This window comes from Acrocarpospora catenulata, from assembly GCF_018476525.1.
Taxonomy (GTDB): Bacteria; Actinomycetota; Actinomycetes; order Streptosporangiales; family Streptosporangiaceae; genus Acrocarpospora; species Acrocarpospora catenulata.
Genome location: NZ_JAHCST010000032.1, coordinates 1 through 22,787 on the forward strand (window position 1 = coordinate 1; position 22,787 = coordinate 22,787).

Genomic DNA, 22,787 nt, shown 5'->3' on the forward strand with positions numbered 1-22,787 from the left:
CGGACGATGACCCGCATCCCCTTCGGCCAGCCGGTCAAATCGAGCAGTCCGGTCAGCTCCGCCACCCACGCCCCGTCCCGGACGCCTCCGTCGGCGTCGTAGGCGACTTCCCACACCTCTGCCGGCACGGCCGATGTGAAGTGTTGTGCGGCCCTGTTGCTGTACTTAGCTGCTGTACGGAAGTGATTGGCGGTGCCCGTCAGGCGTCCAGCTGATACGACGTGAAGCGAGTGTGCTCCTGCTACTAGCAGGCGCCGAGAACGCAACTGCAATGCTCGTGACCCTCTACAGGCTACCTGCCTGGTATCACACAGGGTGAAGATGATCCCAATCTACACCGAGTTCACCGCGCTACGCTCCGTCGCTATGCTGGACAACACGTTGTCACGGAGCGTAGCGCGGTGAACTCGATGAAAGCCGATTCTGAACCAAATTGTGACAATATTGTAGCAATCGGCGACCGTTCGTAAGCCTGCCCAGACCAAGTGCATCAAGTGCTGCCGTGATGCCTTGATCGGTTTTGCCAGCTGGAGTCGTCAGGGTCGGCGGCCTTGATCGCATGGCCACCCCCGCTCGCTGAACGTCGGGGACTCTGGCGGCTACTCGCTAACATCGTCTATAGGCTGCCTGGCCACGTAACACCAGCTCAAGGGCTACCCGGCATGAGATCTTGGCGCAGTGGTGGACAACCTTTGAGCAAGGAAGGTTTTCATTAGTTTCGTTTCGAGGTACAGTTCCACTAAGTACATGCCATGACGGAGGACTCGGATGGGCAACACGTCGTTGGCCGCCGCGGACGCTAGGACATTCCTACCGGAAGAGGATCCTCAGACCCAGGCTGCCATAGTTGATCTAGTCGCAGAGCTACGCAAGAGAGGGCGAACAGTCGCTGACTGTCCTGCCCTCCTGACAGGTCCAGATGGTTCTCCACAGCTGCCTTTGCCACTGTCAGTTTATGAGGCTTTGCTGCAGGTGGCAGAAGCTCTATCGCTGGGCTTGGCCGTTACGGTCGCACCGCAGCACATGACCATGTCAACCTACGAGGCCGCTGAAATGCTGGGAGTTTCTCGACCTACTCTCGTCAAGCTTCTTGAGAGCGATGAGATCCCCTACCAGCGCGCAACGGATCGCCCTGGGGCGCACCGGCGAGTGAAGCTGCAAGACGTCATGGCGTACAAAGAGAGGCGTCGTGTTGAGCGGCGCCGGCTCCTAGACGAGCTAACCGCAGAATCTATAGGTGCGGGCATGTACGACAAGCCCGCTAACGAATTCTGAGAGGCTTATGCTGGTCTAGTGCCATTCTCTGCCGTGCTGGACGCATGCGTGCTGTACCCGAATGCCCTGCGTGACACTCTTCTGCGAGTCGCAGAGGCAGGCGTCTACCAGCCCTTATGGAGCGAGCGGATACTGGCGGAAGTTCGGGGAGCCCTGATACGGAACGGGCTTCCCGAGCTGAGCGTAGACCGTACCTTGTCTTTTGTGCGGGCCGCGTTCCCCGAAGCCATGGTGGAAGGCTGGGAACCGTTAGAGGACTCGATGGGCAACCATGTCAAGGATCGGCATGTTCTCGCTGCCGCAGTTCGCGGGCACGCTGATGTGATCGTTACCTCCAATCTCCGTGACTTCCCGAGCGCTGCTTGTGAGCCGTGGGATATCGATGTCCAGCACCCGGACACGTTTCTGTTGTATGAGCTGGAGCTAGCTCCGGCTGTCATCCTCGATGTGTTGCGGGAACAAGCTTCGTCGACTGGCAAGCCGCCTCATAGCTCGATGACCCTTGAAGACGTACTGGCCTCGCTAGAAAACTGCGGAGCCCCCGTTTTCGTCGCAGAGGTCCGCTCGTGGCTTCGCCGCTAGTGTAGAGGCTGGTCAAGCAGCTGTTTGGATCAGTACTTGCCGTCGAACTTCCGGCGCAGCTTCGCCAACGCCTGCGCCAAAGCTGACGTGCGAAGGGTTCACGTTCACGCGACGCGGAAGACCTGCGCGTCCCTGCTCGTCGCTCTCGATGTTCACCCACGGGTAGCTATGCAGATCCTTCGGCACAGCCAGATCTCGGTCACGATGAACATCTACAGCGAGGTCTCATCAGAGGAGACGCGGAAGGCGCTTCGGCGTCTCGGTGATCAGCTCGATTCGTAGACGTTGCTGTAAATCGCTGCTGTACGAGATCGAAAAGGCCACTTCCCGATCAAGGGAGGTGGCCTTTGACGTGGGGTGGAGCCTAGGAGATTCGAACTCCTGACATCCTGCTTGCAAAGCAACGATCACAGCTTGCCAGTACCAGGTTTTGCATACGCTGAGCTGCGAGAACGGGCCGCCAACATCCACACAAGTCCAGCGGTGTCTGCCCTCGTTGTCACCCAGTTCGTCACTCAGATGCTCGACCGCTGAGGAACAGCGCACGTCTTAACACCGTCGGGGCTCCGCCAGCGACGCCACTATGTCCGAAGGGTCCCCATGCAGTTGCCGAACGCGCTCGTGCTCGATCCCACCCGGACCCGCGTGGCAAAGGATGTCCACCACCCGAGAAGCGGAGTCGTACCCGAACGGGTGAGCGTAGACATAGCGCACCTAACTGGCCAAACGAACGGACATGACCAATCACAAGGCGCACTCTTCACGGAGCCTTTTTCATCCTTGGGCGACTCGATGGTTTTGAAGGACGGCGATGGCCTTGACCAGGTGGCCGGCCTTGCTGGGGCTGCAGCGGAGTTTCCGGAGGATGCGCCAGCTTTTGAGCTGGGCGTTCGCACGCTCGCCCGGCCCGCGGAGCTTGGCGTGCGCTCGGTTGGCCCGCTTCTGTGAGTCGGGCTTGTTCTTGCCCTTGTACGGGGTGATCACCATCTCGGCTTCCGCCCCCTGATAGCCCTTGTCGGCCAGGGTGATGATCCCGGCCTTGTCCAGGGCGCGCAGGATGCCCCAGATACGGGCGGCGGTCAGGTCGTGCGTGCTGCCCGGCAGCGCCCCGGAGGTCCATATGACGGTGCCGTCCGGACCGGCGATGACCTGGATGTTCATGCCGTGAACCCGGTGCTTGGCAGAGTAGTACGGGCGGTCGGCCTTCACTCGGTCGGTGCGGATGAGGGTGCCGTCCAGCACCAGATGGTGCAGCCCGTCCCGCTTGGCCTTGCGTAAGGCCGCCGCGAGCTTGGGCGAGCGCGCCGACAGCAGCGCGACGGTCTCCTCCACATACCGCCACGCGGTGGCCGCCGATACCCCGAAACCGGTCCCGAGCTCGGTGAAGGTCTCGCCTTTGCGCAGGTGGACCAGGACCAGAAGGGCCTGTTGCCCAGGGTTGAGCCGCCGCCAGACCGACCCGATCGCCTTGCGCCGCCTGCGGATCAGCCCGGCCACGTAGTTGAGCGTTGAACGCGACAAATCGACGGCAGCACGATAGAACAGCACCGGAGCTCCTGGTTGTGACGGTTCTGATTGTGGTGATCAACCCGTCTACCAGGAGCTTTCTACGTCGTCAGGCGAACACCGAGTTCGCGATCATGCTGTGATCAGCAGGCCGTCTTATATGGATGAAAAACGTTCACGGACTGGTGGAGTTCTCATGCTCGTACGGTGCCACGTCTTCAGTTGAAGATCAGGCGTTGTCGTCTGCGGTCAACTCACCCATGTCAGCATTGGCATCTCCAGTCAAAACCAACTGGATCCGCGCTTCTGGTGGTCCCGTGACCTCCTCGGAAGATGAAGAAGGGCCCGGGGTAAGCATGATCGCGGTGACTTGTGCTATCGAAGCGATGATGCTCAGAACAGCAGCGAACATACTCCATACGGGTTCCTGGACCTTCAGTCGTTCATACAGACCTGGTCTCATCGCCAAGGCTCCCGCCGTCCTTTCCAGGACGTCAACCAGGGCCTGCGTACCACGGATCTGGATGTCTTGGACCGCCTGTTCGATCTCCCTCAAGCGAGTGAGTAGGAAGGTCTTGAGGTCATCTGGAATATCGCTTTGCAGAACGTAATCGATGAGTTCCCGGGTCTTTTCGACGATCTCTTTCAGGCCATCATCGGAGATGACGCTCTCTGCTCTTCGACGATGTAGATAGTCGCTGCATGCCTCCAGGGCGAAGAGTGCAGTCGAGTCATACTTGGCAAAGACGTTGCCAAGTGCCGCGTTCGGTGATGCGAGAGACTCCTCTAGCGCAGCCTCTACGTCGGGCAAATGCCGTAACAACATGTCAGGATCAACGTCTTCGAGGGCATCAACTTCTGCACGGATCTGCCCAGGCAGGCTAACGAGCAAGCCGAAGCGACGGACGAATTCGGGTAGGTCGTCCGCGCGGATCCCCAACACCTTCGCCCAGGCGTGACGAACAGGGGTGTTGGGGCCAATCTCCCGAAGATCGGAAAGCATGGCCTGTAGCCGCCCAGCAGGATTGTCCAGATAGCGAGACATGAGCCAAAGCCTAGGCTATGCACCTACTCTCAGGCTGCCCCCGCTGCAAAGCTGGGCGCGGAAGCACCTGGCGGCAGTGGGATGGCGAGTGATGGGGACCGACAGGATCCAGGGCAGTCCACAGTCAAAGCAACACCAACCGCCTCGTCGTCCGTGCCGGGTACAACCCCGCCGGGCAGAGCAACCAGGTTCATCTCTGGGACGCCAACATGCCCCGAGTCATAGTCACGTCACCCGAGACGACTGGGAAGCGTTCGTCAAGGGCTGTGAAGGGCGGAGAACTCGACCCGCATGTAGAGGCATGATCGGCTTTCCCTTGCTCTCTCGATCCCATCAGGGCTTTTGCCCGTTTCCAGGGACTCTCCAACACCTGCCTTCTGGATGATCATGAACGTCTTGAGATCAAGATCCGCCATAGCAGCTAACGGTTAGCACACCTGCCCGATGAATGTGCCTCAAGGCCAGCCTTCCTAGTACATACTCTGACTTTGTGAACTGGAACCTCGTTCTCGACTATGTTCGAGTCCTGATTTGGCCCATCGTGGCCATGGGCTTAGCAGTCGTGTTCCGTCAACCGCTTCGCGGCCTGGTGGGACGCATAAGAAAAGCAGGAGCCGCAGGCGTGGAAGTTGAGTTCGATCAAGCAGAGGAAGTTCTCCGCCGAGCCGACGAGGCCCTTGAGGCTAGCCAACAACCAGCCGTTACTTCCTCCGAGGACGACGACAAAGATATCATCGACACAGAACAAGCGGACACGCCGGAAGAAGAGTTCGATGACTCTTGGCCTGAGCCCGCTCTTACAACTTTGGTGAATACACAGCTAGCTGAAACCGCAAGACGGAAGGCAATCAACGAAGTTCTCGTGGAAGGCATTCGACTTGGGTGGGAATACGCAAAATTCGGTGAAGCCGAGCCGCCGCGATTTGAATTGACTTGGAGCCTTTCCGGACACCCGCAAATTAAGAACTTAACCGGTGATGTAGCGGCACGAGTGTTGGCCGCTCGTGATTACACGAATCATATCCAGAACGCCATAATGCGCAATGTCGACAAGGCGGAAACTAGACTATCTGAGTCGCGTTGGCGGGGGGTCGATTTTGAATACAAAATCGACAATAGGTCCATTTTGGTTATCGTGAATCCAGTGATCGACAATGCCGATATACTGCATCAAGCTCACGACATCTATTCACTGGCCAAAACTTCGTCCCGGGGGCAATTGATGGGGATGATATTTATATGTAGAAGTCGTCCACCTCAGAGGATGGATAAGATCTTTAAGCTCTTATGGCCAGGAGACGAGGTCAAATACATCAGGCGGGTTCGCTGGGTAGACAGAAGTGACGATGACGAATTGCTTACCGCCTTTTTTCAGCTGGATGATGAGATTCCGCCATTTTAATGCGGTGTGGATATTTTATTGGGGCGCGGCGACACGAGGTTGGACAGGGCAACGCTCGGCCACCGCGCCGTCCCTCCGCTGTTCGACAGGCCCCGCGCTTGAGAGTGGGCCTGGACGCCGGTGCTCGATCACGGGAGAGGCGACCGTGAGGGCATCGGCGTTCGCGGAGGGAGTTCATGGGGCTGAAGGTCTAGGTGCCGACTTCGATGTGGTGGCCGTGTTCGTCGTTGTCGGTCCAGTCGTTCGTTCCGGTTTCCGGGGCGTTGGGGACAAGTGTCAGTTGCGGCTTACGGCGGCTGGACTTGCGCACGTGGCTGGGGGGCGGGCCGAGCATCTCCAAGGATGTTCCTTCGGGGGGCCAGTTGTCGAAGGTGGCGGCTCTGGTGTGCGTAGCGGAGTAGGCGTAGCCCCGGACGCGTAGCAGGCACAGTACGTCCCAGGCTGTTCGTTTGGATATGCCGTGTTCTTTCATGAGTTCCGGGATGGTGGCCACGCGGGCGTGGGGGGCGATCTGGCCGCGTCGGATCTTTCTGATCAGTACGGCGGCGATGTGGACGACCTGTTCTCGCACCGGTGGGCGTACGGGGTCGGGCGGTGGGCCGGGGGCGCCGACGACGTAGCCGTGGCCCGGGACCCTGCGGATCAGGCCGCGCTCCCTCAATGCGTGGTGGATCTGCATCGCCGTCCAGGGCGAGACGCCGTAGGTGTCCATGAGAGTGTGGGCGGTAGGGATCGGGGTTCCTTCGGGGAGCTCACCGCTGACGATCTGGCTCACCAGGATTTCTGTGATCTGCTCGCGGTGTGCGGCCTGCTCGCTTTGGCGGGGCCTTCTCTGCTTGGCGGGAGGGGCCGGGTAGGTGTCAGGAGGTAGTTCGATGAGCCCGGCCTTCACGTAGAGGTCGAGTCGGTCGCCTACGCGCTGGCACATCAACTCGGTCCAGGTCCGCGCCTGACCGGCTGCGTTGTCGTCGTCTTCGGGTGGCGGGGCCAGTTCACCCCAGACGATGCGCCGGCCTTCGTAGCCGTAGTCGTGTCCCCATTCGGAGGCGATGTGGTCCACCATGTGCAGCCCGAATCCGCTCTCCCGCTGCTCGGGGTCGGGGACCAGGTACGGGACGCTGCGTGCCGAGCCCTGGTCGGTCACCTGGATGTTGATGAACCCGTCCACGACGGTGACCTGGAGCGTCATCGTCCCGTCCGGGTCGCGGCCGGAGTCGGAGTGGCGGGCGGCGTTGGAGACCAGTTCGGTGACAAGGATCATCGCGTCGTCGAGGCGGTCGTCTGCCCAGCCGGTGAGCAGGCTGTGGACGAACGTGCGGGCGGTGGAGGGCGCGCTGAGGATTCCGGGAAGTTTGATGGTGCCCAGCATCCTGCTTGTCGAGGGCAAGGTCAGTAGTGGCTGCTTGGTGACCCGCGCTTCGGCGGGCCGGGTCTGATGGGGGGTGTTCGGCATGTTCTGCTTCCTGACTATCGGCGTTGGTCGGATCTTGGTTTCGAACCTTGGATTCGTGCTGATCAGGTGCGCGCGGGATGGGAGTCCCGGTGCGCGCCAGCACGGTTGAGCCCTGATCGCCTCGTACGCCGTCGTCCCACCCCGGAGGGGCAGCGGGCCGGGGACGGAGGGGCAAGCCCGGCCTTGCGTGTACCTGTGCCCGGTGCCCTTCCTCGCGCGCTGGTTGTCCTGCCTGCACGGGCTGGGCTTGAGCCGGAGGAGTCGGTCTGCTGGGCTTGCCTGGGGCGACGGTGGGCGAGGCGATCAGCCCCAGCCACCCACTACGGTCCGCGCGCTTTGCAGGGGCGATCACCTCGGTGCCGGAATCCCCCGCCGGAGGCGAAGAAGAGAACCTCAGCTGTCTGCCGGGCGGCACTGTCGGCTCCTCGTCGAGCTGTGCTCAGGGCTGGCGGACGCCGTGGTGCTTGCTTTGTTGTGGTCGGGCTGTCGTTCTGGTTGGGCGCGGTGTGCGGCGGCGCGGCCGGGACCGGCCCGAAGAGGCCGCACGCCCGGCCGCGTCCGGCCGTGCCGCGCCGCCGTCGCCCGCCAGGGCGGCGGCTTGAACCCGTAAAGGAGGTTGTAACCACGCCCAGGGGCGTAGTTCGGTGCGGCTACCAGTCAGCCGCCTGGGTGAGGGACGTGAGCAGTTCGTTCATGTCGCTGATCAGTTCAGTGGCGCCGGCGGCCTTCAGGGCTTTGGCCTTGTTGGGTGACTTGGCCAGGCCGATTGAACGGGCACCGGCCGCAGCCGCGGACTGCATATCGAAATCCGAATCTCCGATGAGGAGGATCTCGGATGGGGTGGTCCTGACGATCTCGCAGGCGAGCAGGATCGGTCTCGGATGGGGTTTCATCAGGTGGGGGTGGCCTATGGGGCGGCCCACGATGCCGCTGAGCCTGTCATCGAAGCCCGCGCGTTCGCACACCGTTTTGATGGCGGGTTCGGAGTTGTTGCTCACGATGACGACGGGTCGTCCGCTGTCCGCCGATTCCTTGATGACCTGATCCACGCCTGGGGTGATGCGGGCGGTCTTGGCGGCTTCAAGCTCGTGGATCATGAATGCGCGTTCGACCATTTCGAGGAGGTCGGGCGCGAAGTCTGGGGTGCGGCGAAGGACCTTGAGCGGGTCGTCCAATTCCGCCACGTCCGGCGGCAGTTGCGCTCCCGCTCCTATGAGCAAGGACTTGAGGCGCTCGGCCACCACAGGGGCCGGCAACCCGGCGAAGATGTCGCACACGGGGCCGTCGAAGTCGAGGAACAGCGCCTTCGACTCGTCCAACAGGTCGATCAGCCGTTCGTTGAGGTTCATAGCTCGACCTCGTAGCTGATGGTGTTCCACACGCTGTCGAACCACATGCGCGCCTGGTCAACGAACTGTGAGGCCATCGAGCCGGTGTCCTCGTTGATGGCGTGATGGAAGAGGACGGCATCCTTGCCCATCACGTCGTACACCTCCTGGGGCTCGCCTTTGATCCGTACGGCGTGTTTAACCACGGGGTAGAAGCCGAAGAACACCTGTTCGGCGTTGATCACGTACAGCTTGAACATCGGGGTGCCGGGGTAGGCGCGTACCTCGACGGCCGTGGACTTCACCAGGCCGAGGTCGGCCAGCTCGTGAACGGCGTCATGGATGGTTCCGACGCTGCGGCGCAGGATGCGGCGGGCGCGTTCTCGAATGGCCGGGTCGTCGATGCCGTCCTCGGCCCGGACGGGAAGCGCCATCGGCTGTGTCATGTCAGGGACGAGGATGCGGATGGTGATCGATTCGGGGGTGAGCCGTCCGATGCGGATCTTGTCCAAGGGTTCTTGGAGCATGCTGTTGAGGGTTTCGCCGGAGAAGCCCGCGAAGTCGATGCCGACGCTGGGTCTTTCGAAGGCGTGCTCGATGTGGGGGCGTAGTTCGACCGGGCGTTCAGTGCGTTCGCGGACGTAGACGCCGCTTCCCTGGCGGGACACGATGAGGCCTTCGTCGCGCAGGATGCGGATGGCCTGCTGAACCGTCATTCGCGCCACGCCGTAGGTCTTGGCGAGCTCGACGCCGGAGGGGAGTTTCTGGCCGGGCTCGAACTTCTTGGTGAGGATCGCCGCGCGGAGGGCGTTGGCCACCTGCTGGTACGGGGGCCGGGGGTCATCTGGGTCGAGACTCATACGAATCAGGTTAGGGCACCTAGGCTGGCTAGGCTAGTTGTTCCGAGATCCTTGACTTGGCTAGCCAACCCAGGCAACATCAACTCATCGGAAGTTGCCTAGGCAACATAGCCAACTCAAGGAGTTCGACCATGCGTAACATCCCTGTGGATCTGTCCGCCCTGGCCTTCACCGTCGCCGGTGAGCCGGAGCCGAAGATCGTCGACCGTGCCACCGGCGAGGTCAAGAAGGACGCCGAGGGCCGGGATCTCTACACGATCCCGTTGCTGCCCAAGCCGAACGACGACCGCCGCAATCCGGTGATCGTCGTCACCTTCCCGTCCGAGAACTTCCCGACCATCCCGGAAGGGGTCCAGGTCCGCCCGGTCGGGCTGTCGGCCTTCTACTGGCAGATGAACGGACGGGCGGGACTCGGCTTTCGCGCCGAGTCGATCGTCCCGGCGCAGACGCGCGCCACCGCCTAACCCAACTGAACATCAGCGCCCCGGGAGCGGCCTCATCGCCTGCCAGCTCCGCCGCTTCCGGGGCTTCCCTTCGCTCACGAAGAGAGACAACCAGTATGACCGACCTGCTCCTGTTTCTCGCGCCTTACCTGGGCGCCCTTACCGTTCTCGTTGCCGCCCTGGCAACGTGGAAGCGGCTTCATCCGGTCTCGTTCTGGCTGGGGGTAGGCTTCCCATACAAGGCGCTCACGGTGTATCTCACCTGGGCCAACGTGTCGACGGGTTGCGGACTGGCCCGCAAGCGCAAGCGGTGGCGGTTCACCCTCGACGGCCTTCCCATCCTGGGCACTGCGGCCATCGCCACAACCCACCTCATCGACCACCCGCGCAAGCTGCGCCGGATCACCGTCGACGTTCCGCCTCGGCTGGGATGGATCCGGCCGCTGGCCAACGGGTTCCGGATGACGGTACGGCTCGACGACGGCCAGACCCCCAACGACTACGGGGCCAAGCTCGACAACCTCGCCCACGCCTGGCGCGTTGAGGCGGTCCGCATTCTGGACTGGAAGCCGGGCCGGGTCCGCTTGCAGGCCACCGTACGTGACCCGCTCACATGCATCACCACGCCCGTCACGGGAGACGAACTGCTGCGGGTCCAGGTGGGCATGCTGGAGACCGCCACGCCCTGGGTCATCGACTTCACCACGATCCCGCACTGGCTCATCACCGGCGCTACCCAGTCCGGCAAGTCCACCCTGCTCAACGCGCTCATCACCGGCCTGGCCGCACAGCCGGTCGCGTTGATCGGGTTCGACCTGAAGGGCGGCGTCGAACTGACCCCATACGCGGCCCGGCTGACCGAACTCGCCACCGAACGCGGTCACTGCGTGGCCGTGCTGGGCAAGCTCGTCACCGAGATCAAACTCCGGATGGCACTCTGCCGGGCGCACCGCGTCCGCGACATCTGGAAACTCCCGGAGAACGCGCGGCCCATGCCGGTCGTGCTCCTGATCGACGAAGTGGCCGAGCTGTTCCTGATGGCCGACAAGTCAGAGAAGGACGAGATCTCCGCGACGGCCGTGCAGTTGATCCGGCTGGCGCAGCTCGGGCGGGCGTTTGGGCTGTACCTGCTGGTGTGCGGGCAACGGGTCGGCTCCGACCTCGGCCCAGGCGTCACCGCCCTGCGCGCCCAACTATCCGGCCGGATCTGCCACCGGGTCAACGATCCCGAGACCGCCAACATGACCCTCGGCGACATGGACCCCGCCGCGCTCCAGGCGGCCCGGCTGATCCCCGCCGACATGCCCGGCGTCGCCGTCTACGCCGCGTCCGATGGCCGCTGGTACCGGGCGCGCTCGGCCTACGTCCCCGAAGACCAGGCCGAAGCCGCGGCGACCTCGAACGCGCACCTGCGGGCGACCTGGCAGCAGATCACGACCGTCAGCGTCGAACCGGTCACCGATGCCGAGTTCGCCGCCTACGAGCCCGACGCGTCCTGATCTCCCGCTCCTCCGGCTGGCGTGAGCCGACATCACGCCACGTCCCTACCCCGCCATGCCCACCTCCCGGCATGTCCACCGACCCCGCGAAGGAAGCACCTGATGCGTCGTCAACGTCTCCGGCCCCTGGATTCCGGCCCGGTGGTGATCCTCGCTCTGATCGCCGCCGTCGGCTCCTTCACCCACATCAGCGAACTGGCCGCCGACCACGGACAAGATGGCTGGCAAGCCTGGGCCGTCGCGGTCTGTATCGACTTGATGTGTGTGATGGCCGCTCGTGAACTGCAACGCGACAAGCGGACCGGCCGCCCTCGGCGAAGTCCGGTCTCCTGGCCGGGACTGGTCCTGGCGGGCGGCATCGTCTTGACCCTGGCCGCCAACCTTGCCCAGGCCGAACCCTCCCCGTGGGGCTGGATCACCGCCGCAACCCCGGCCGTGGCCTTCCTCATCGCCGTCTCGATGCTCGAACGCCGCGCCGGCCACGTCCCCAACCCATCGGCATCACCCGGAACTCCGGCCCTGCCCGAGACCTCGACTTCGTCCGCAGCCCCGGCCGCCACTCGACCGCTCAGACAGAAGCCGCCCGACGATCCGCTCCTGGCGTTCGCCAGGCACATCGCCAGCGAACACGCCACCACACACGGACGACCGATCACCCGCGAGGTGCTCAGCAAACGCCTTCGCGTAGCGCCGGACGTCGCCGCCGACCTCCTCACCCAGCTCCACGTCTGATCAAGGAGAACCATCATGGCCCGACCCAAGAAGACCCCGCCCGCGCCGCCGGTCTGCTCGACCTGCGGAGGTGAGGGGCAGACCGAAGACTTCCTGATCATCGGTCACGGCAAGAAGGCCGTCCGCATGGACACCTGGGTGTTCTGCTTCGACTGCGACGGCACCGGCCACACCGCATGACCGGAGACCAGCCGCCCCTGATCATTGGCTACCGCTGCTACACCTGCGGCGCCACCGGCCTGGTCAACGACGACCAGAGCAACGCGGCCCGATGCCCCGACTGCGACGGCACCGGCCACACCTCCTGAACCCAAGCCCGTCCGAGGCGGACTCGCCTGCCAGCTCCCCGCCTCGCCCGGCCGCAACCCATATCGCTCACCTGGAGATTCACCATGAACACGCCTGTCTTGGCATTGCCCTGCCCGGAATGCGACGGCTACGCCACCGCGATCACCCGGGACCCCGGCACCCGCACCCTGGTCCTCATCCAGTGCCACGGCTGCGACGGCACCGGAACGGCGGCCCAATGACTCACGAGATCGAGCTCCCCATCCCGGTCGGGGACCTGGTCGGCCCAGTCATCCGCGACCTGGCCCGGCGCTCCGGCCATGACCTGAACCGCTGGCTCGACCAGGTCCACCGCCTTGGCGGATGCCGCGAACCGCTCCGGCTGACCGGCCACAGCACGACCGTCGACACCTGCACCGGCGAGGTGATCAGCCGCTACACCACCAAGGCCGAACCGCACGGACAGCTCCTGATCCGCTGCGGCAACCGCCGTGCCTCCCGCTGCCCGGCCTGCGCCGAGACCTACCGGCGCGACACCTTCCACCTGATCCGCTCCGGCCTGCTCGGCGGGGACAAGGGCGTCCCGGAAACCGTGCGGACGCACCCGCGTGTCCTGGCCACGCTCACCGCGCCGTCCTTTGGCCCGGTCCACCGTGGCCCTGGCAAGGACGGCAAGACCATCGTCTGCCACCCGCGCCGGACCGACCCGGCTTGCTTCACCTGGCACAAGACCGGCGACCCGCGTATCGGCCAACCTCTGGACCCAGAGACGTACGACTACACCGGACACGTCCTGTGGAACGCCCACGCGGGCGACCTGTGGCGGCGCTTCACGATCTACCTGCGGCGGCATATGGCCGCTGCTGCCGGGCTTACCCGCAAGGTGTTCAACGGGGTTGTACGTCTGTCGTTCGCCAAAGTGGCCGAGTATCAAGCCCGAGGTGTCGTGCACTTCCACGCGGTGATCCGCCTCGACGGCAGGTCCTGCGGCACCTCGCTCGCCGCTCCGCCCCCCTGGGCCACCGTCGAGTTGCTGAGCGATGCCATCAGGTCGGCGGTCGCCGCCGTGCGCGTCGATGCGCCCGAGTACGGGCCGCTCGCCTGGGGCCAGCAAATCGACGTCGCTACGATCAGCCCCGGCGCGCTCGATCACGGGACCGCGCTCAGTGAACGTGCCGTGGCCGGATACGTAGCCAAGTACGCCACCAAGTCGGCCGAGACATCGGGCACCCTCGACCGGGCCGTCAGAGCTCACGAGATACCCCGGCTCCACACGATGGGCATCCCCGACCATGCCGTTCGGCTTATCCGTACGGCTTGGCACCTCGGCAACGCCCTCTCCCGGCCGGACCTCGCCCACCTCCGACTGCGGGACTGGGCTCACATGCTCGGTTTCCGAGGCCACTTCTCGACCCGGTCCCGCGCGTACTCCACAACCTTGGGCGCCCTCCGCCAAGCCCGTGCCGACTACCGCCTCACCCAGCGGGCCAACCACGAGCGGGCGTTCGACCCTGACACCACGCTCGTTCTCGCGCACTGGAAGTTCGCGGGCCAGGGCTACACGCCCGGCGAATTCGCCTTGGCTTCCGGCCTCGCCAGTGGCCCGCCCAACGATCCGCCCCCCGCCTGCCCGTCTCTCGCGTTGGTCTCGCCTGATGGCTCAGACCGGTTCGAGATCACCCGTGAGGAGGTCTAACGCCGATGAATCGCCAGATGTACCGCGTTACCGAGGCCACCCAGGTTCTCGGCTTGGGGCGGAGCAAGGTCTACGAGCTGATCCGCGGGAAGCGGCTTCGCTCGGTCAAGGAAGGTCGCGTACGTCTCATCCCCGCGTCGGCGATCACCGACTACGTCGCGCTGCTGGAACAGGAAGGGAAGGCTGCCCGATGACCAAGCGACGTAGCAGGGGAGACGGCGGCCTGCACTGGGACGAGAATCGTCAGCGGTGGATCGCCTCGCTCACTGTCGGCTATACCCCGGCCGGAAAGCGAATCGTGAAGAAGGCCAGCGGGGAGACCAAGACTGAGGCCAACACCAAGCTCAAGAAGCTCATCCGTGACTACGAAGACGGCTTGGCCATCGAGCCGAGTAGCTACACCGTGGCTGATGCCGTCAGGTATTGGCTTCAGCATGGCCTGAAGGGGCGCGGAGACAACACGGTCAGCCTCTACACCGAGTTCGCCGAGAACCACATCATCTCTGCGCTTGGTGCGCGCAAGCTGCGTGATCTCTCGGTGGAAGACGTTGATCGGTGGCTGGCGAACAAAGCCCAGGGACTCAGCACGCGCACTCTCAAGATGATTCACGGCATCCTCAACCGTTCAGTGAAGAACGCCATGATCCGCGACAAGGTCAAGCGGAACGTCGTGGACCTTTGTGAGGTACCGCAAGGTCGATCGGGTCGCAAGTCAAAGGCACTCACTTTGGCCCAGGCCGTGAACGTGATGGCCGCCGCCGACCGAGCCAACGTGCGTATGCGCTGCTACGTCGTCCTGTCACTACTCACGGGAGTACGCACCGAGGAACTCCGGGAGCTGCATTGGTCGCACCTCGTGGCATTCGACGAGACGCGCAAGGCGTGGGTTCCCGTCGCCGAGGCGGGCTGGGATCACACTGAATACGCGATCTACGTCTGGAGGTCAGTCCGGCGTAGCGGCGACACGAAGACCGTCAAGTCTCGGCGAACCCTCAAGTTGCCTCAAAGGTGCGTCGACGTGCTTCGGCTGCTCTGGGAGCACGACGAGGAAGGAACCGCTGATGTCGGCAGGTTGGTGTTCTGCACGAAGAACGGGACGGCATTGAGCGCTGGTAACGTACGTCGCGACTTCCGGAAGGTCATCAAGGATGCCGGTCTGATCGACAAGGACTGGACACCCCGAGAGATGCGCCACAGCTTTGTGTCTCTGCTCTCTGACTCCGGCGTCCCCATCGAGCACATCTCTCGCCTGGTGGGCCACGCCAACACCGTGGTCACCGAGACCGTCTACCGTCTCCAGATTCGCCCCGTGATGCAGGAGGGCGCCACGGCCATGGATGACCTGTTCGGAGACGAGCGGGAGGCTTAGTCACTCAGTAGAGACTCACGCCCCGTTCTCATGATCGAGAACGGGGCGTCCTTCTGGCCACGGCCGTCCCAGCAATGGATGCTGGGCTGCTGATCCATAGTCAGTAGATCTTGATGACATCTGCCGAGAGAGAAGGCGGGTGTCACCACATCTTGATCCAGCACCAGTCGTCGATCGGGCAGAATCTCCTCATGCACGGGCTGTATGACGGAGAGTTCGTTGGTTACAAGATTGCTTCGCAGGAGGAGCTTGACACTGCTCTGCGCGAGGCCATCGTTGCGATCGACGCGAACGTCTTGCTGGATCTGTACAGGTTCAGGCCTCAGACGTCCCGGGACCTCATCAAGACTCTCAAGGGCTTGGGCGATCGACTAGTAGTCCCGCATCAGGCGGTTCGCGAGTTCTGGCGTCATCGGCAGCGTTCACACGGCAGTCCCGATGGGGCCACGAAGACGGCTAGCGATGCGCTTGACAAATCTGGTCGATCCATGGGGGATGCCCTGGCCACGTGGGCGAAGGCGGTCGGGGTCGATGAGGAGGAGCAGTCCGACCTGATCGCTCGGCTAGAGGGTTTTGTCACGGCACTCAAGGATGAGCTCCAGCGGCTTCTGCATGACTCAGATGCGGAGCGGAGTGGAGACCCAATCTTGAATCAGTTGGAAGAGCTTCTCGCTGGACGGGTCACTTCGGCACCGAATGAGGAGGAGTGGGCGCAATGCCTCGCGGAGGCCACTCGCCGAATCGAAGCTGAGGAGCCTCCGGGATACAAGGACGCTGATAAGCAGGACGGCGACTCGCCTGAGGGCGGCGCTGGCGACTACCTGATCTGGTACCAGGCCACCCGGTACGCGAAAGAACGGGATCGCGACTTGGTAATCGTGACTCGCGATGAGAAGGAGGACTGGTGGTGGCGCCAGCGATCGAACTTCCTTGGACCTCGCCCGGAGCTCACCTATGAGTACCGCCAGTTGACTGGCAGACGCCTGTTCCTCTTACGCCCGGCTGATCTGCTGTCGCGCGCTTCCGTTCTTGAGGTCGAAGTTGATCAGGCATCGCCCGCCGACGCTGTCCGAGTCGCGGAGCGCGAGGAAGAGCCGATCACCGAGCTCTGGACGCTGGAGGCGTTGTCCGCGCTCTTGGAGCGCCTAGACCGGGAAGCCCCGGTTCAGGCTGCGGCTCTCCGACTCGCTACACCGACGCAGGGTGGTCGCGTGAGCCGTGAGAAGGTCTACGAGCTTGGTGGCTACGCTGACGACCGAATGCTGCGTGGCTTCACCCGGCCTTTCCGCAGGTTGACGTCGGCCCTTCAGGAGGAAGGCGCAATCCCGGAGAACGTCTCACCGATCTTCGTCGCCAGTTATCCCGACGGGGTCAAGGCGTCCTACTTCAGTGTGCCGTTTGAGGTTTCTCGGCTCCTAGAGGAACTGTCGTCCTCGGGACAGAACCCCCAGGATGGGAGCTCTTCGACTGCCGAGTAGGAACCCTCCCGAAGGTGGCAAGTCCGACCCCCGAACTGCTCGAAGTCCATGGAGTCCAATGGTCGGGGAGCCACAATCAAAGGCACTCACGTTGGCCCAGGCCGTACGCGTCACGGCCACCGCTGGCCATACGAATGCGCGTATGCGCTGTTACAGCGTCTGTCGCTTCTCACGGAGTGCAGGGTGCCTCGGCCATGGATGACCTGTTCGGAGACGAGCGGCAGGCTTAGTCACTCAGTTAGACACTCACGCCCCGTTCTCATGATCGAGAGCGGGGCGTTTTGGCAGGTGGAGCCTAGGAGATTCGAACTCCTGACATCCTGCTTGCAAAGCAGGCGCTCTGCCAGCTGAGCTAAGGCCCCCGTGAGCGGTTTGAAGTGCGTGAACAGCGTGGATCAAGGTTGCTGTCTGGCTTGTACACGGTAGCAACAGGGCGGGGTTCGCGCCACTTGGAAAGGGGACGTCAGCGGACGGCGGTGGGGAGGGCGTGGGGGTGGCCGAGGAGGAGGGTGGGGAAGTCGGCGATGGAGTCGAGGATGTGGGTGGCGCCGCCGCTGAGGAGGCGTTCGCGGCTGTGGACGCCGGTGAGGACGCCGGCCGCGATGCCGGCGCCGGCGCGGCGGGCGCAGAGCATGTCGTTGTCGGAGTCGCCAGCGACGGCGACCTGGCGCACGTCCTCGATGCCGAGTTTGAGGACGGCGGTGAGGACCAGGTTGGGGTAGGGGCGGCCGCGGCCGGCGTCCTCGGGGCAGAGGGCGAGGTTGAGCTTGTCGTCCCAGCCGAGGGCGGCCAGTACGCGGCCGAGGGTGCCGCGGCTGAAGCCGGTGATGAGGGCGATCTTGATGTCGGCGGCGCGGAGCTTGTCGAGTGCCTCCACGGTCCCGGGGAGCGGGACGAGGCCGGAGCGCTCGATGGCCCCCTCGTACGAGCGCTCGAAGGTCAGGTTGGCGGCCTGGGCCTGGGCCTCGTTGTCAGGGAAGATGCCCCGGAAGATATCGATCTTGGGACAACCCCGGGACCGGTGGACGTGAACCATGGCGCGCGCGTACGCACTGGTCCCGGGAACGATGCCCTGGGTGGCGATCGCTTCGGCGAACGCCCGTTCGACCATGGCGATGTCGCCGATCGTGGTGCCCGCCAAGTCCAGGCAGGCCAGCCTGACGGGGGTCATACCCGCACCTTCGCCACGATCAAGCAAGACCCATCTCCGGATGGTCGGTCAGTTCTCGCTGCCAGTTGCCTCGGTCCACAGGTCCAGCTCGGCGCGATCGGACTGCACCTTACGCCAGACGAGCAGCCCCCCAATGGCCACCAGAGCCAGAATGAGCAGCTTCTTCATGGTGTGACCCCCACTTCCCAACGGTCTCACCAGCCGGGTGAGACAACGCCCGGTTCCAACAGGTTTCCTGAAGCCTAGCAAGGGATCGACGGACACCCCGGATAGCCGGATAACCGGTTGTACCTAATCTGACGATAGTGAACCGGGTTCAAGGCCATCGTAGCCAGGTTATATCTGGCGATAACCGGTCCATCTCATCCGATCTCGGACAGGTTTGGGGCAGGCACCGTACCAGGATCACTCCGCTCTCAGCGAACCCTACGGCAGGATCGCGGCGAGTCGGACCGTGGTGCCGTCGGCGCCGGTGTGGATGATGATGCGGGCGAGGCGGCGCATCAGCCAGAGCCCTCGTCCGCCGAGCGGGAGCCGCTCGGCGAGTTCGTCTCTTTTCAGGATCCGGTAGGGGATGCCGGGGCCGCTGTCCTGGACCTCGCAGTAGACGGCGCCGGACTGCTCCCAGATCGCGATGCTGTGCGGGGCCCTGCCGTACCTGACGGCGTTGGTGACCGCCTCGTGGACGGCCAGCACATAGTCGTCCAGCGCGTCTCCGGCCAGCCCGTACCCGCTGGCGGTGCGTCGCACCAGATGGCGGATATCGGTGATCGCTTTCTGATCGAACTCCAGGCTCAGCAGGATTCCTGACACTCTTTCTCGCCACCTTTCCGTGCTTTCTCCCCTCTACCCGTCAGAGCGGACGAAGCACACCGGATTCAGGCGAGATGGCGGTCGATCTCGGCGAGTTGCTCGTGCTCCTTGTCGACCACTCTCCGGGCCAGGCCGGTGGTGGGTGGGTGATCGCCGGTGGCCAGGACGACCTGCGCCATCGTGACGCTGTTGCCCAGATGCTTGGCCAGGGTGGTGAGCCAGATCCGGTCGAATTCCCGGCCTTTCCTGCTCTTCAGGGCGGAGATCTCGACGTTGCTCAGCATGCCGGGCAGCTGACGCGCGGCATTGGCGGGCGGGAGGGGGAGCCCCCAGTTCTGGAGCCAGGTCGACATCATGTCGATCTCGTTGGCCTGATCGATCTTGATCTGCCGGGCCAGCCCGGTGACGTAGGGGTCGGTGCTCCGGCCGGGGACCAGGTTGGCCAGTTCGATGGTCTGCCGGTGGTGGGGGATCATCTCCATGGAGAACTGGACATCCGGGTCATCGAGATCGGCCGCGCCCGAGCAGCCCAAGGCCAGGAACAGGGCTGGAAGCAGGGCCAGGAACACGGCGAATGTCCGTGCCCTTGCCATGGTGTGCAGCCTCCTGTGCTTCTCCGCCTGCCTGGAGGTACGCGGTGCCGGCGGCCCGCGTTCAAGCAACAGTTAGAAAGCAGGGGAGGCCGCGAACTCGGCGGCGAACCGCTCCTCGCCCAGGGCGGCCCGGGTGGCGGCGGTGATGCGCTCCACGTCTAACTGCTCGGCGGGCGCGAGCGGCAACTCCTTGCCGGCACGGAGCCGTGCGGCCGCGCCCAGCAGCCTGGCTGCCTGCTCATGCTCCCCCGCCAGCGCCAGCGCCCCGGCCAGCCCTTCGGCGGCCATGGCGTGGTCGCGCGGTACTTCGAAGGCGTGGGAGAGGTCGTAGGACCGCCGGTGCAGGACGACCGCCTCGGCCACCGCGCCGCGCTGTTCGGCGATGAAGCCGAGTTCGCGCAGCACCATGGGCAGATGCGGCGGCGGGGCCGACTCGTCCACCTCGGCAGAGCGCTCCAGCACGCTGCGCAGGTGGGTCTCGGCCAGGTCGAGCAGCCCTTCCTTGCGCGCGGCGAAGCCGAGGGTCATCTCGGCGAAGACCAGGGCGGGCAGGTGGGCTTGCTCGACGGCCAGCCGGAGCGAGCGTTCGCAGAAGCGGCGGGCCTCCCCGTACTGGCCGCGTTGGAAGGCGATCCAGCCGAGCCAGGACAGGCGGGTGGAGACCTCCACCCACAGGCCGAGTTCCTCGGCCATGGCCAGGCCGTCCCGCTGCCAGCGTTCGGCCTGGTCGTAGTCACCGGTGAGCTCGGCCAGGGCGCCCAGCCAGCCGGTGGCCTCCAGCTGGCCCCAGCGGTCCCCCAGCTCGCCGAAGATCGCGGCGCTGCGCCGGGCGCCCTCGCCGAGGGCGGCCAGGTCGCCGCGTACGTGCGCCAGCTTGGCCTGGGTGCTGAGCACGGCTGCCTCGCCCCAGCGGTCGCCGGTCTCCCGGAAGGTGGCCAGGGCCTCGTCCAGCAGGGTGGCGGCGCCGGTCAGGTCGCCGGTGTCGGTGCCGGCGTAGGCGAGGAACCACTGGGCTCTGGCGCGGCCCGCCGGATCTCCGGCGCGGTCGAAGGCGTGCAGGGCGGCGTCGCGGCGCCGGTAGCGGTCGGTCGTGTCGCCGTAGAGGAGGGCGATGCCCGCCTGCCAGGCCAGCCCGGCGGCCAGCCGACCGGACGGCTCGGCACGGGCGGGCAGGGCGAGCGCGGTCTCCAGGGCGCGCCGGGCCTCGGTGAGGCGGCCGCGCAGGAACCAGTACCAGGCGAGCGCGTTCACCAGCCGGAGCGCGTCGGAGGCGGTCTCGCAGGCGGCCAGGGCGAGCCGGAGGTTGGCGGCCTCGGCGTCCAGCCGCCGGAGCCACTCGCGCTGGGCCGGGCCGTACAGGCAGGGCTGGGCCTGCTCGGCCAACGTGGTGTAGTGGTCGCGGTGGCGGAGCTGGATCTCGCGGAGCTCGCCGGCCTCGCGCATGCGGTCCACACAGTACGCGGCGACGGACTCCAGCAGCCGGTAGCGCGGGCCCTCCGGGGTGTGGGCGACCACGACCAGGGAGCGGTCGACCAGGCGGGCGAGCAGGTCGAGGGTGTCCGCGTCGCCGCAGACGGCTTCTGCGGCCTCCAGCGTGCAGCCGTCGGCGTGCACGGCCAGCCGCCGGAGGACGGCGCGTTCCGGGTCGGAGAGCAGCTCCCAGCTCCAGTCGATCATCGCGGTCAGCGTCTGCTGCCGGGGCGGCGCGCCGCGGTGGCCGGTGGCCAGCAGCCGGAAGCGGTCGTCCAGGCGGGCGACCAGCCCGTGTACGCCGAGCGCCCGGACCCGGGTGGCGGCCAGTTCGAGGGCGAGCGGGATGCCGTCCAGCCGCCGAGATAGCACGGCCACGGCGGGGGCGGTGTCGGCGTCGAGGGTGAAGTCCCTGGCCGCGGCCTTGGCCCTGGCCACGAAGAGCCGGACCGCGCTGGACTGCTCCAGGGTGGCCGGGTCGGCGGCCAGGTCGGGGACCTCCAGCGGAGGCACGCTCCAGACCGACTCCCCCGGCAGCGCCAGTGCCTCCTGGCTGGTGGCCAGGACGCGCAGGCCGGGCGCGGCCCGGAGCAGGGTGTCGGCCAGCCTGGCCACCTCGTCCACCAGGTGCTCGCAGTTGTCCAGCACCAGCAGCAGCTCTCGGGACCGGACGGCGCCGACCAGCCGGTCGAGCGGCTCGCCCGAGCCCCCGATGTCCTGCACGTCCAGGATGGCCATCACGGCTTCGGCCAGCCCGGGGCCGCTGAGCGCGGCGAGCTCCACCAGCCAGACGCCGTCGGGGTAGGCCAGGCCACGCGCGGTCTCCAGGGCCAGCCGGGTCTTCCCGACGCCGCCGGACCCGGTGAGGGTGACCAGCCGGTTCTTCTCCAGCAGGGCGCGGATCTCGGTGACCGCCCGCTCCCGGCCGATCAGCTCGGTCAGCGACTCCGGCAGGTTGCCGCGCACGGCCGGGGGAGGCGCGGTGTTCAGCGACGGGTCCTGCGCCAGGATGGCCTGGTGGAGGGCGGCCAGGTCGGGGCTGGGGTCCAGGCCGAGCTCCTCGGCCAGCCGCTCCCGGAGTTCGGCGTAGGCGGCCAGCGCCTCGCTCTGCCGTCCTGCCAGGTAGAGGGCGCGGATGTGGGCGGCGCGCAGCCGTTCACGGAGCGGGTGCCGCGCTGCCAGGTCGGCCAGCTCCCCGGCGAGCGCGTGGTGCTCCCCCAGCTCCAGCCGGGCCTCGGCGCTCTGTTCGAGGGCGGTCAGCCGCTGTTCCGCCAGGCGGGCGAGCACCGGCTGGGTGAACTCCTCGTCGGCGAAGTCGGAGAAAGCCGCACCGCGCCAGAGGGCGAGGGCGTCGGCGAGCAGGGTGGCCGCGGCGCGCGGGTCGGGGGTCTGGCGGGCGCGGGCGGTGAGTGCGGTGAACCGCCAGGCGTCGACCGTGTCGGGGGCGGCCTCCAGGGCGTAACCGGGCGGACGGGAGACGACCAGGTTCCTGGCGCCGGGTTCGGCATCCTCCAGGGCGCGGCGGAGCTGGGAGACCTTGACCTGGAGGGCGCCCGCCGGGTTGGCCGGGGCGTCGTCCCCCCACAGGTCGGCCACCAGCCGGTCCACCGAGACCGGGCGGCCCTCGTGGACGAGCAGGTCGGCCAGGAGGGCCCGGACCTTCAGACCCGGGATCGTGACCACGCCACCGCCGTCGGTCCACACCGCCAGCGGGCCCAGCACCCCAAAGCGCATGACGCCAAGGTAGCCGGTAAGCCCGACAGAAAGCGGAGCGGAAGAAGACC

At 65.3% G+C, this 22,787-nt stretch carries 24 protein-coding genes and 1 tRNA gene; 14 read left to right on the top strand and 11 right to left on the bottom strand.

Features of this window, described 5'->3' with window-relative positions; all coding sequences use genetic code 11:
* The first annotated feature begins 1,029 nt into the window (after positions 1 to 1,029).
* Genes KIP79_RS50175 through KIP79_RS27515 form a run of 3 tightly spaced genes read left to right on the top strand, consistent with a single transcriptional unit; the run spans position 1,030 to position 2,139 of the window.
* Complete coding sequence (locus tag KIP79_RS50175; protein ID WP_372453682.1) at positions 1,030 to 1,275, top strand: excisionase family DNA-binding protein; 246 nt, start codon at positions 1,030 to 1,032, stop codon at positions 1,273 to 1,275.
* An 18-nt stretch (positions 1,276 to 1,293) separates the two neighbouring features.
* A complete protein-coding gene (locus tag KIP79_RS27510; RefSeq protein ID WP_214107829.1) occupies positions 1,294 to 1,857 on the top strand; it encodes a PIN domain-containing protein in 564 nt (187 codons plus the stop codon).
* A gap of 36 nt (positions 1,858 to 1,893) precedes the next feature.
* The gene (locus KIP79_RS27515) at positions 1,894 to 2,139 is read left to right on the top strand and encodes a tyrosine-type recombinase/integrase (RefSeq protein ID WP_250213935.1); all 246 of its coding nucleotides are present in this window, start codon (positions 1,894 to 1,896) and stop codon (positions 2,137 to 2,139) included.
* Between the two features lie 492 nt (positions 2,140 to 2,631).
* On the opposite strand, the gene KIP79_RS27520 is transcribed toward KIP79_RS27515, so the two are convergent.
* Both KIP79_RS27520 and KIP79_RS27525 read right to left on the bottom strand, forming a co-directional pair.
* A complete protein-coding gene (locus KIP79_RS27520; RefSeq protein ID WP_214107830.1) occupies positions 2,632 to 3,405 on the bottom strand; it encodes a transposase family protein in 774 nt (257 codons plus the stop codon).
* A gap of 187 nt (positions 3,406 to 3,592) precedes the next feature.
* Positions 3,593 to 4,408, bottom strand: a complete 816-nt coding sequence (locus tag KIP79_RS27525) for a hypothetical protein (protein WP_214107831.1) — start codon at positions 4,406 to 4,408, stop codon at positions 3,593 to 3,595.
* A gap of 490 nt (positions 4,409 to 4,898) precedes the next feature.
* On the opposite strand from KIP79_RS27525, the gene KIP79_RS27530 reads away from it, so the two are divergent.
* Positions 4,899 to 5,810, top strand: a complete 912-nt coding sequence (locus KIP79_RS27530; protein WP_214107832.1) for a hypothetical protein — start codon at positions 4,899 to 4,901, stop codon at positions 5,808 to 5,810.
* A gap of 190 nt (positions 5,811 to 6,000) precedes the next feature.
* Here the strand turns inward: KIP79_RS27530 and KIP79_RS27535 are convergent, their stop codons facing one another.
* From KIP79_RS27535 to KIP79_RS27545, 3 genes are all read right to left on the bottom strand, one after another.
* A complete protein-coding gene (locus KIP79_RS27535; protein ID WP_214107833.1) occupies positions 6,001 to 7,263 on the bottom strand; it encodes a GntR family transcriptional regulator in 1,263 nt (420 codons plus the stop codon).
* A gap of 650 nt (positions 7,264 to 7,913) precedes the next feature.
* Positions 7,914 to 8,612 carry an HAD family hydrolase gene (locus tag KIP79_RS27540; RefSeq protein ID WP_214107834.1) on the bottom strand — a complete coding sequence of 233 codons (699 nt, stop codon included), beginning with the start codon at positions 8,610 to 8,612 and terminating at the stop codon, positions 7,914 to 7,916.
* Positions 8,609 to 9,451: a GntR family transcriptional regulator gene (locus KIP79_RS27545; RefSeq protein ID WP_214107835.1), complete on the bottom strand. Its 843-nt coding sequence runs from the start codon at positions 9,449 to 9,451 to the stop codon at positions 8,609 to 8,611. The genes KIP79_RS27540 and KIP79_RS27545 overlap by 4 nt, the downstream gene beginning before the upstream one ends.
* A gap of 131 nt (positions 9,452 to 9,582) precedes the next feature.
* On the opposite strand from KIP79_RS27545, the gene KIP79_RS27550 reads away from it, so the two are divergent.
* The 10 genes from KIP79_RS27550 (at position 9,583) to KIP79_RS27590 (ending at position 16,956) form a co-directional block, all read left to right on the top strand.
* Positions 9,583 to 9,915: an SCO3933 family regulatory protein gene (locus tag KIP79_RS27550; protein WP_214107836.1), complete on the top strand. Its 333-nt coding sequence runs from the start codon at positions 9,583 to 9,585 to the stop codon at positions 9,913 to 9,915.
* A 95-nt stretch (positions 9,916 to 10,010) separates the two neighbouring features.
* Positions 10,011 to 11,393, top strand: a complete 1,383-nt coding sequence (locus tag KIP79_RS27555) for an FtsK/SpoIIIE domain-containing protein (protein ID WP_214107837.1) — start codon at positions 10,011 to 10,013, stop codon at positions 11,391 to 11,393.
* 102 nt (positions 11,394 to 11,495) lie between these two features.
* The gene (locus tag KIP79_RS27560; protein ID WP_214107838.1) at positions 11,496 to 12,125 is read left to right on the top strand and encodes a DUF2637 domain-containing protein; all 630 of its coding nucleotides are present in this window, start codon (positions 11,496 to 11,498) and stop codon (positions 12,123 to 12,125) included.
* 15 nt (positions 12,126 to 12,140) lie between these two features.
* Positions 12,141 to 12,305 (top strand): hypothetical protein, encoded by a 165-nt coding sequence (locus KIP79_RS27565; RefSeq protein WP_214107839.1) that lies wholly within the window; start codon positions 12,141 to 12,143, stop codon positions 12,303 to 12,305.
* Entirely contained in the window at positions 12,302 to 12,433 is a 132-nt protein-coding gene (locus KIP79_RS48590; RefSeq protein WP_256447493.1) for a hypothetical protein, read from the top strand. The genes KIP79_RS27565 and KIP79_RS48590 overlap by 4 nt, the downstream gene beginning before the upstream one ends.
* Before the next feature lie 84 nt (positions 12,434 to 12,517).
* Positions 12,518 to 12,655, top strand: coding sequence for a hypothetical protein (locus KIP79_RS27570; protein WP_214107840.1), 138 nt, complete (start codon positions 12,518 to 12,520; stop codon positions 12,653 to 12,655).
* Positions 12,652 to 14,109: a replication initiator gene (locus KIP79_RS27575; protein WP_214107841.1), complete on the top strand. Its 1,458-nt coding sequence runs from the start codon at positions 12,652 to 12,654 to the stop codon at positions 14,107 to 14,109. Before KIP79_RS27570 ends, KIP79_RS27575 begins: the two co-directional genes overlap by 4 nt.
* A 5-nt stretch (positions 14,110 to 14,114) precedes the next feature.
* Complete coding sequence (locus tag KIP79_RS27580; protein WP_214107842.1) at positions 14,115 to 14,303, top strand: helix-turn-helix domain-containing protein; 189 nt, start codon at positions 14,115 to 14,117, stop codon at positions 14,301 to 14,303.
* Positions 14,300 to 15,478 carry a site-specific integrase gene (locus tag KIP79_RS27585; protein WP_214107843.1) on the top strand — a complete coding sequence of 393 codons (1,179 nt, stop codon included), beginning with the start codon at positions 14,300 to 14,302 and terminating at the stop codon, positions 15,476 to 15,478. Before KIP79_RS27580 ends, KIP79_RS27585 begins: the two co-directional genes overlap by 4 nt.
* 113 nt (positions 15,479 to 15,591) lie before the next feature.
* The gene (locus KIP79_RS27590) at positions 15,592 to 16,956 is read left to right on the top strand and encodes a PIN-like domain-containing protein (RefSeq protein WP_214107844.1); all 1,365 of its coding nucleotides are present in this window, start codon (positions 15,592 to 15,594) and stop codon (positions 16,954 to 16,956) included.
* A 289-nt stretch (positions 16,957 to 17,245) separates the two neighbouring features.
* Here the strand turns inward: KIP79_RS27590 and KIP79_RS27595 are convergent.
* The 6 genes from KIP79_RS27595 to KIP79_RS49020 all read right to left on the bottom strand — a co-directional run bounded on the left by KIP79_RS27595 (position 17,246) and on the right by KIP79_RS49020 (position 22,737).
* Positions 17,246 to 17,318: transfer RNA gene (locus KIP79_RS27595), tRNA-Ala, on the bottom strand.
* 101 nt (positions 17,319 to 17,419) lie between these two features.
* The gene (locus KIP79_RS27600) at positions 17,420 to 18,127 is read right to left on the bottom strand and encodes an HAD family hydrolase (protein WP_214107845.1); all 708 of its coding nucleotides are present in this window, start codon (positions 18,125 to 18,127) and stop codon (positions 17,420 to 17,422) included.
* A gap of 48 nt (positions 18,128 to 18,175) precedes the next feature.
* On the bottom strand, positions 18,176 to 18,295 hold the full coding sequence (locus KIP79_RS27605; protein ID WP_214107846.1) for a DLW-39 family protein: 120 nt from the start codon (positions 18,293 to 18,295) through the stop codon (positions 18,176 to 18,178).
* Between the two features lie 258 nt (positions 18,296 to 18,553).
* Entirely contained in the window at positions 18,554 to 18,940 is a 387-nt protein-coding gene (locus KIP79_RS27610; RefSeq protein ID WP_214107847.1) for an ATP-binding protein, read from the bottom strand.
* A 65-nt stretch (positions 18,941 to 19,005) separates the two neighbouring features.
* Positions 19,006 to 19,533, bottom strand: coding sequence for a DUF305 domain-containing protein (locus tag KIP79_RS27615; protein ID WP_214107848.1), 528 nt, complete (start codon positions 19,531 to 19,533; stop codon positions 19,006 to 19,008).
* Positions 19,534 to 19,605: 72 nt separating this feature from the next.
* The gene (locus KIP79_RS49020; RefSeq protein ID WP_214107849.1) at positions 19,606 to 22,737 is read right to left on the bottom strand and encodes an AfsR/SARP family transcriptional regulator; all 3,132 of its coding nucleotides are present in this window, start codon (positions 22,735 to 22,737) and stop codon (positions 19,606 to 19,608) included.
* Between the last annotated feature and the right edge of the window lie 50 nt (positions 22,738 to 22,787).

What these genes read in the sequence shown, in the direction of transcription:
- KIP79_RS50175 (WP_372453682.1), top strand. Translation starts at nt 1,030, where the DNA reads ATGTCAACCTACGAGGCCGCTGAAATGCTGGGAGTTTCTCGACCTACT.
- KIP79_RS27525 (WP_214107831.1), bottom strand. Translation starts at nt 4,408, where the DNA reads ATGTCTCGCTATCTGGACAATCCTGCTGGGCGGCTACAGGCCATGCTT.
- KIP79_RS27535 (WP_214107833.1), bottom strand. Translation starts at nt 7,263, where the DNA reads ATGCCGAACACCCCCCATCAGACCCGGCCCGCCGAAGCGCGGGTCACC.
- KIP79_RS27540 (WP_214107834.1), bottom strand. Translation starts at nt 8,612, where the DNA reads ATGAACCTCAACGAACGGCTGATCGACCTGTTGGACGAGTCGAAGGCG.
- KIP79_RS27545 (WP_214107835.1), bottom strand. Translation starts at nt 9,451, where the DNA reads ATGAGTCTCGACCCAGATGACCCCCGGCCCCCGTACCAGCAGGTGGCC.
- KIP79_RS27550 (WP_214107836.1), top strand. Translation starts at nt 9,583, where the DNA reads ATGCGTAACATCCCTGTGGATCTGTCCGCCCTGGCCTTCACCGTCGCC.
- KIP79_RS27555 (WP_214107837.1), top strand. Translation starts at nt 10,011, where the DNA reads ATGACCGACCTGCTCCTGTTTCTCGCGCCTTACCTGGGCGCCCTTACC.
- KIP79_RS27560 (WP_214107838.1), top strand. Translation starts at nt 11,496, where the DNA reads ATGCGTCGTCAACGTCTCCGGCCCCTGGATTCCGGCCCGGTGGTGATC.
- KIP79_RS27565 (WP_214107839.1), top strand. Translation starts at nt 12,141, where the DNA reads ATGGCCCGACCCAAGAAGACCCCGCCCGCGCCGCCGGTCTGCTCGACC.
- KIP79_RS48590 (WP_256447493.1), top strand. Translation starts at nt 12,302, where the DNA reads ATGACCGGAGACCAGCCGCCCCTGATCATTGGCTACCGCTGCTACACC.
- KIP79_RS27570 (WP_214107840.1), top strand. Translation starts at nt 12,518, where the DNA reads ATGAACACGCCTGTCTTGGCATTGCCCTGCCCGGAATGCGACGGCTAC.
- KIP79_RS27575 (WP_214107841.1), top strand. Translation starts at nt 12,652, where the DNA reads ATGACTCACGAGATCGAGCTCCCCATCCCGGTCGGGGACCTGGTCGGC.
- KIP79_RS27580 (WP_214107842.1), top strand. Translation starts at nt 14,115, where the DNA reads ATGAATCGCCAGATGTACCGCGTTACCGAGGCCACCCAGGTTCTCGGC.
- KIP79_RS27585 (WP_214107843.1), top strand. Translation starts at nt 14,300, where the DNA reads ATGACCAAGCGACGTAGCAGGGGAGACGGCGGCCTGCACTGGGACGAG.
- KIP79_RS27590 (WP_214107844.1), top strand. Translation starts at nt 15,592, where the DNA reads ATGACATCTGCCGAGAGAGAAGGCGGGTGTCACCACATCTTGATCCAG.
- KIP79_RS27600 (WP_214107845.1), bottom strand. Translation starts at nt 18,127, where the DNA reads ATGACCCCCGTCAGGCTGGCCTGCCTGGACTTGGCGGGCACCACGATC.
- KIP79_RS27605 (WP_214107846.1), bottom strand. Translation starts at nt 18,295, where the DNA reads ATGAAGAAGCTGCTCATTCTGGCTCTGGTGGCCATTGGGGGGCTGCTC.
- KIP79_RS27615 (WP_214107848.1), bottom strand. Translation starts at nt 19,533, where the DNA reads ATGGCAAGGGCACGGACATTCGCCGTGTTCCTGGCCCTGCTTCCAGCC.
- KIP79_RS49020 (WP_214107849.1), bottom strand. Translation starts at nt 22,737, where the DNA reads ATGCGCTTTGGGGTGCTGGGCCCGCTGGCGGTGTGGACCGACGGCGGT.